The following is a 5,964-nucleotide window of genomic DNA, read 5'->3' on the forward strand; positions in this document are numbered from 1 at the left end:
CCAAGCATATCGGCAAAATTCATACCTCTTGTATAAAAGCTGAAAGCAAAATAATTCCTACTTTGTGTTAGATGTGGATATTTATTCAAATCTATTTTAATAATTTCCATTACTTGCGGAAAACTAAGAGCTTTCTTTAATCCTTTCCCTTTTAGTTTGGATATTTTATAATCCTTAAAGGGATAATTTTCTTCTCTGGCAATATTTCTTTGGATGGCAAAATTGTAAATAGCCCTTATTGCTCTCATTTTTATTCCAATACCACCATCGGTACCACCTCGCGCCCGGCAGAAAACTTCAAACTTATTTAAAAAAGCAGGAGTGATATCTTTAAAAATAAGGTGATGACTTCGATGATAAAGTTTCACTACGTGCATTACATCTTTATAAACACGGGCGTTTCCAGTTCTCCCGGCAGTATTCATTTCGTCTGTAATTTCACTCCAGAAATTAAAAACGTTATTTTGAATCGGATTTTTCTCTACACGAAAGCAATTTTCAAAATCATCAAGACTAAAATTGTTATTCTCAATCTCCAGATTGGTATAGATTTTAAATGCCTCAGATTTTAGTTTGAGGAGTAATCGATTACTTTGAATATAATTTTGTGCATTCTTTCTAAAATCCCCCGATGTTTCATTCCATTCATATGGCATCGCCTTAAAAATTGTAGAAAAGTATTTAGATTTTCTATTTTTGGTAATACGCAAACAAACCGGGAAGGACCCATCAGATAATTTTTTCTTTCTTAGTACAATTTTAATAGTTGCCATAAAATTAATATTGGGTACAACATAGGTACAACAAATGGGTACTTAAAGATAAAACAAATCCTACTGAATGAAAATTTAAATTTTATAAAAAATTGATAATCAACACATAAGAAGATAAAAGAAGCTAGATGAAAGTTCATTTGTCGCATCTCATAATCAGGTGGTCCCTGGTTCGAGTCCAGGTGGGACCACAATTAAAATCCTCCTTTTCGGGAGGATTTTTTCTTTCTAATATAGTGGACGAGAAGCCTGTCCTGAGCGAAGCCTTTTTCAGGCGTAGTCGAAGGGAGTCTCAGGTGGGACCACATTTTAATGCTTGTAAAGCCCTACAAACAGTACGTTTGTGGGGCTTTTTTTGTTTTAGGGGCGGACTGAGGGGCGTAATTATTATCTTGCAAATAACTAATCATAACAAAATTCTTTAATAAAAATTTAATAATTAAGTTTGTCATGTTAACTAACTATATATTATATGAGTAATTTAAGAATTAAATTGAAGTATAAGAGTTTTGAAATTGAACTTGAAGGGGATCAGGAAACGGTCAAGAATGAATTTCACGATATCAAACAAAATGGCTTAGGAAATATAGTTAATGGTGTTGATATGTCCGAAAATTACTATATCGAAGCCAATGAAGAAAAGGATACTAAAAAATTACCCAGTGTTGAAACAGTAGATTTCGAAGAAAAGGACGCCCTACCTGCATTGAGGGAAATTGTTTTAAAACAACTGCCTTCTTCTGAAACTGAATGGATTTTAATTTATGCTTTCTATTCTACAAGTTATGCTACTAAATCTTTTAATTTAAATGATATTATCTCGATGTATGAGAGTACAAAAAGACTGACTGCTAGTCATAGATCGAATTTAAGCAACAATATTAAATCTTTATTTAGAAAGGGATATCTAGCGGCTCAGAATGAGGATGATTATTTGGTTAGTGAAGATGGTGTTAATCATGCCCGGGAAATACTAAATAGAACTCATTCTATAACTAGTAGATCTAATTCTTCAAAAAAGAAGCCAAATGTGAAGATTCCAGCAGAGAAAAAACGAAATAAAAAATCGACATCAAAAAAAGCGGATTCACTTGAAGTAATTGACGATTTAAATCTTAGACCACAAGGAGAGGAATCTATTTTTGATTTTTTTCAAAAATATGAAGTCAAGTCTTTGGCGGATAAAATTATTTTAACAATCACTTATCTTCAAGATGTCCTCCAAATAGAGAAAATTAGTATAAATCATATTTATACCGCTTTATACATTTTAAAAGAAAGAATTCCAGCATCATTTAAACAGGTAGTAATAAATGTGAAGAACAGAAAGAAATTTATTAAGTACGATACTTTGGATGATATTCAATTAACCACAATTGGTTCCAATAGGGTGAGAATAGATATTACTAAATAATTTTGAATGGAAGGTTTAGAAAATTTTATTTTTTCGATTGAAGATTTTTCCAATCAAAAAGCGAGCAAGAAAATTGATTTCTTTATTTACTTTTTACAGGTTGAGAAGGAAATTGTCGGGGTTACACCTAAAGAAATAGAAGATTGTTTTAACACATTGCATATAACACCATATTCAAATATTCCTGCTTATTTATCCCGACAGAGTAAGATTAAAAATAAAAAATTTCTAAAAAAAGGTTCTAAATATTATCTCGAACGATCATATAGAAAAGAACTCGAGCAGAATTTTGGAAACATAATTTTACCAAATCCGGACGAGTCGAAATTTTTGCCTCTAGGTTTATTTAAAGAAACCAGAGGATATATTGAGCGAATAGCTGAACAAACGATTAATTGTTATGATTTAGGACTCTATGATGCTTGCTCCGTACTATCAAGAAAATTAATTGAAATTCTTATAATTGAAACTTTTGAAAAATATGGTGTTGAAGAATCCATTAAGAATAGTGAGGGTAACTTTTATTTTCTCAGTGATTTAATTACAGAACTTTTAAAGGAGCCAGATTGGAATCTTTCTCGAAATACTAAAAAAGCTCTCCCGGAAATAAAAAAAATTGGAGATTTATCTGCCCATAATCGTAGGTACTTTTCAAGGCAACACGATATTGATAGAGTAAGAGATTCTTTTCGTATAGTAGTTGAGGAGCTTATTCATTTAATCGATTTTAAAAAATAATTATATCTTTCTATTCTTCTCATCCAACCTTCTATAAAGAGGTAAAGTTTTTCTATTCAGATCAATCATTTTAATTTCCAGAAAAGGCTGGTCTATATGATCTTTAACTTCAAATTCTTTTATAACTGCATTTAAACGCACGAAATTGTCTGTAAACCCCGTGGTAGTGTAGAGGTCCGTGTAGAGTTCAGAAACTCACCTAGAACAGTTCCAAACCGGACATCACAATTACCATAGATACTCTCAATTAAAACCAGTGAAGGAGTAAATTACCTTTTTAGTGGTATTTTAAGATGGCTTCGTTTTAATATCTTAGTATCATCATATAATATTTAGAATTGGTTAAGGTTCAAGATAAAAGCTTAGGTAGGGCTAAGCTTTTAAATTTGATTTTTGAGAAAAAAATCAACGTGAATCTAATCTTCAATACCAATAAGAAATATTTGAAATGAAAAACCTCAGGGATCTTTCCGGAGGTTTTTTCATTAAATTTTATGGTTAGGGCTTTAAAAGGCGCTTGCAAATTCTTTAGGGTTTTTTTAATCCCTATCTTTATTTTCTCAAAACTACCGCATTTAATGCAAATGGATTTCATAAAAATCTCAGATTACTGGAAGGAAGTTTATTCTCGAAAGGTAAAAGAGTATCGGCGTTTTGAAATTTCCGAAGATTTTAAAAAGTTTGCCTCCATATTTGCCCTGGGAAACTCCTACTTTTATATTGTGAATCTTCATAATTTTCAACTCGAATATGTTTCAGATTCTGTAGAGCGATTTGTGGATAAAGATGCAGGTGATATCGACCTGGGGGATCTAATGCAAACCGTTTTACAGGAAGAAATTGAACTCATCGGTCTTAAAAGCAGGGTGATCAGTGATTTTTATACGTCTTTTCTTAACGAGGAAGACGTCCTGAAATATAAAAATATTTTTTCCTATCGTATAAAGGATGCAGGCGGAAAAGAGAGGTCGATGCTGTACCAGGCTTTCCCGTTAAGTATTTTAGAAAACGGTACACCGGAACATGTTTTTTGTCTCCAGACAGATATTTCGCATCTCAAAGTGACTGGCACAAATACTGTTTCTTTTATCCATATGGATGAAGGGAAATGTTATTATAATATTGAAGTCTCCAAAGGTAAATTTGATCCCGAAAATTTTGCTGTTGGTGACCTTTCAGACCTTCTGACCCAAAGAGAAAAAGAGGTCGTAATCCGCTTTTCCAGAGGATTAAATGCAGAACAGATCGCGGAGGAACTTAATTTATCTCACCATACAATTAAAACCCATAGAAGAAATATCCTTCAAAAAAGTGGTTGTAGAAATACAACTGAACTGGTTGCAAAATGCCTTACTAACGGAGTAATTTCTACAGGGGCTATCTGGTAGCAAAAGGAATAACACCCCCGGGCAACTACGAACCATATGTAATGGGTAAAAAAGACCTTCTGCTGTACGTTTTAAATGAACAGGGGAAGAAGTACCCACCAGCAAATCTTCGGTTTTCTCCATAGTTTTTATCTTTTCCTCAATTTCCCCTCATTTATTTGAAGCTTTCTAATATAAATCTCTGCAGCTTTTTTATATTAGTAAAAATTTAACAATCAATCAGAAGAAAATAGATGGAGTCTAACAAAAACAGGTGGCTAATTGCTTTATCGGCAATTGCGATACATATTTCTATTGGGGCGGCATATGCCTACAGCGTTTATACAATTCCACTAGGCGAGACCATGGGCTGGTCTGTCTCTTCCGTTACCATAGCCTTTACGGTTATGATGACGTTGGGGGGAGCTTCGGCAGCAGTTTTCGGAAGATTTGTAGAAAGAAACGGACCAAGGAAATCTGCCATGCTTGCCGCTGTTCTGTTTGGTTTGGGACAGGCTGGATCAGGTTTTGCAGTCTCCATAGATTCCCTCACACTCTTTATACTTAGTTACGGACTCCTTAGCGGAATAGGGCTCGGGATAGGTTATATTTCCCCCGTATCCACGCTCGTAAAATGGTTTCCAGACCGTCGCGGCCTGGCAACCGGGATGGCTGTTCTTGGCTTTGGCTCCGGCGCGCTTATCACGGCCCCCGTTGCCGCAAGCCTCATGGAATCTGTAGGAATCACCACCACTTTTTACATCCTTGGCGGCAGTTACTTTCTTTTAATGACTGCTGGTGCCTTATACATCGCACCACCACCGGCGGGATGGTTACCAAAAGGGATGAAAGAAAACGTAGCCTCGGGTAAAGAAAAAATCAGGGATTTATCCCAGCTCACCGCACGGGAGTCCGTTAAAACAAAACATTTCTGGATGTTATGGACCATTATGCTTATAAATACCAGCGCCGGTATTATGATGATCTCTGTTGCCTCACCAATGGCCCAAAGCATTGGCGGGATGACGGCGGGAGCCGCAGCTGTTATGGTTGGTATTATGGGGATCTTTAACGGTGCCGGGAGAATTGGCTGGGCAGCAGCCTCAGATTATCTTTCGCGCCCCGTGGTCTTTATCATATTCTTTATAATTCAGCTGGTGGCGTTTATTACTCTTCCGGTTATTGGCAGCGCAATTTTGTTCCAGATCCTCATTTTCCTGGTAGTAAGCTGTTATGGAGGAGGATTTTCCAATCTTCCGGCGTTTATAGCAGATTTGTTCGGAACAAAGGAACTCGGCGCGATCCACGGGTATTTGCTTACAACCTGGTCTCTGGGCGGGCTTATTGGCCCCACGCTGGTATCGCAAATCTATGCGGCTACGGGAAGTTATATTCCGGTTTTCTACGTCTTTATCGGGCTAATTATAGTAGCACTCGTTATTTCAATAATGCTGAAGGCGAACATTCGTGGTGTAAGAAAGGAGCAGGCTCAAAAAGCGCAAAGAGTCATGTAAAATGTTCACTTTTAATAAGAAATATTTTCTCGCCACGGCTATTTTATTCCTTGTAGAGATTTTTATTGCACTTTATGTCCGTGATAAATTTGTAAGGCCCTACGCGGGAGATTTCTTGGTGGTGATGTTGCTGTACTGTTTTCTGAAAAGTTTTCTCA

At 35.9% G+C, this 5,964-nt stretch carries 5 protein-coding genes; 4 read left to right on the forward strand and 1 reads right to left on the reverse strand.

Going from position 1 to position 5,964, the window contains the following annotated elements:
• Window positions 1–773 (reverse strand): phage integrase SAM-like domain and Arm DNA-binding domain-containing protein (locus RM529_RS15495; RefSeq protein ID WP_311485661.1); only part of this gene is annotated, 773 nt, incomplete at its 3' end.
• Between the two features lie 472 nt (window positions 774–1,245).
• Between RM529_RS15495 and RM529_RS15500 the strand changes: the two genes are divergently transcribed.
• From RM529_RS15500 to RM529_RS15515, 4 genes are all read left to right on the forward strand, one after another.
• The gene (locus tag RM529_RS15500) at window positions 1,246–2,187 is read left to right on the forward strand and encodes a hypothetical protein (protein ID WP_311485662.1); all 942 of its coding nucleotides are present in this window, start codon (window positions 1,246–1,248) and stop codon (window positions 2,185–2,187) included.
• Between the two features lie 6 nt (window positions 2,188–2,193).
• The gene (locus RM529_RS15505) at window positions 2,194–2,925 is read left to right on the forward strand and encodes a hypothetical protein (RefSeq protein WP_311485663.1); all 732 of its coding nucleotides are present in this window, start codon (window positions 2,194–2,196) and stop codon (window positions 2,923–2,925) included.
• A gap of 584 nt (window positions 2,926–3,509) precedes the next feature.
• Window positions 3,510–4,313, forward strand: coding sequence for a response regulator transcription factor (locus RM529_RS15510; protein ID WP_311485664.1), 804 nt, complete (start codon window positions 3,510–3,512; stop codon window positions 4,311–4,313).
• 233 nt (window positions 4,314–4,546) lie between these two features.
• Entirely contained in the window at window positions 4,547–5,806 is a 1,260-nt protein-coding gene (locus RM529_RS15515; protein WP_311485665.1) for an L-lactate MFS transporter, read from the forward strand.
• The last annotated feature ends 158 nt before the right edge of the window (window positions 5,807–5,964 follow it).

This window comes from Autumnicola edwardsiae (assembly GCF_031846505.1).
GTDB classification, from domain to species: domain Bacteria; phylum Bacteroidota; class Bacteroidia; order Flavobacteriales; family Flavobacteriaceae; genus Autumnicola; species Autumnicola edwardsiae.

Coding starts and splice junctions, on each gene's coding strand:
- RM529_RS15500 (WP_311485662.1), top strand. CDS start 1,246: ATGAGTAATTTAAGAATTAAATTGAAGTATAAGAGTTTTGAAATTGAA.
- RM529_RS15505 (WP_311485663.1), top strand. CDS start 2,194: ATGGAAGGTTTAGAAAATTTTATTTTTTCGATTGAAGATTTTTCCAAT.
- RM529_RS15510 (WP_311485664.1), top strand. CDS start 3,510: ATGGATTTCATAAAAATCTCAGATTACTGGAAGGAAGTTTATTCTCGA.
- RM529_RS15515 (WP_311485665.1), top strand. CDS start 4,547: ATGGAGTCTAACAAAAACAGGTGGCTAATTGCTTTATCGGCAATTGCG.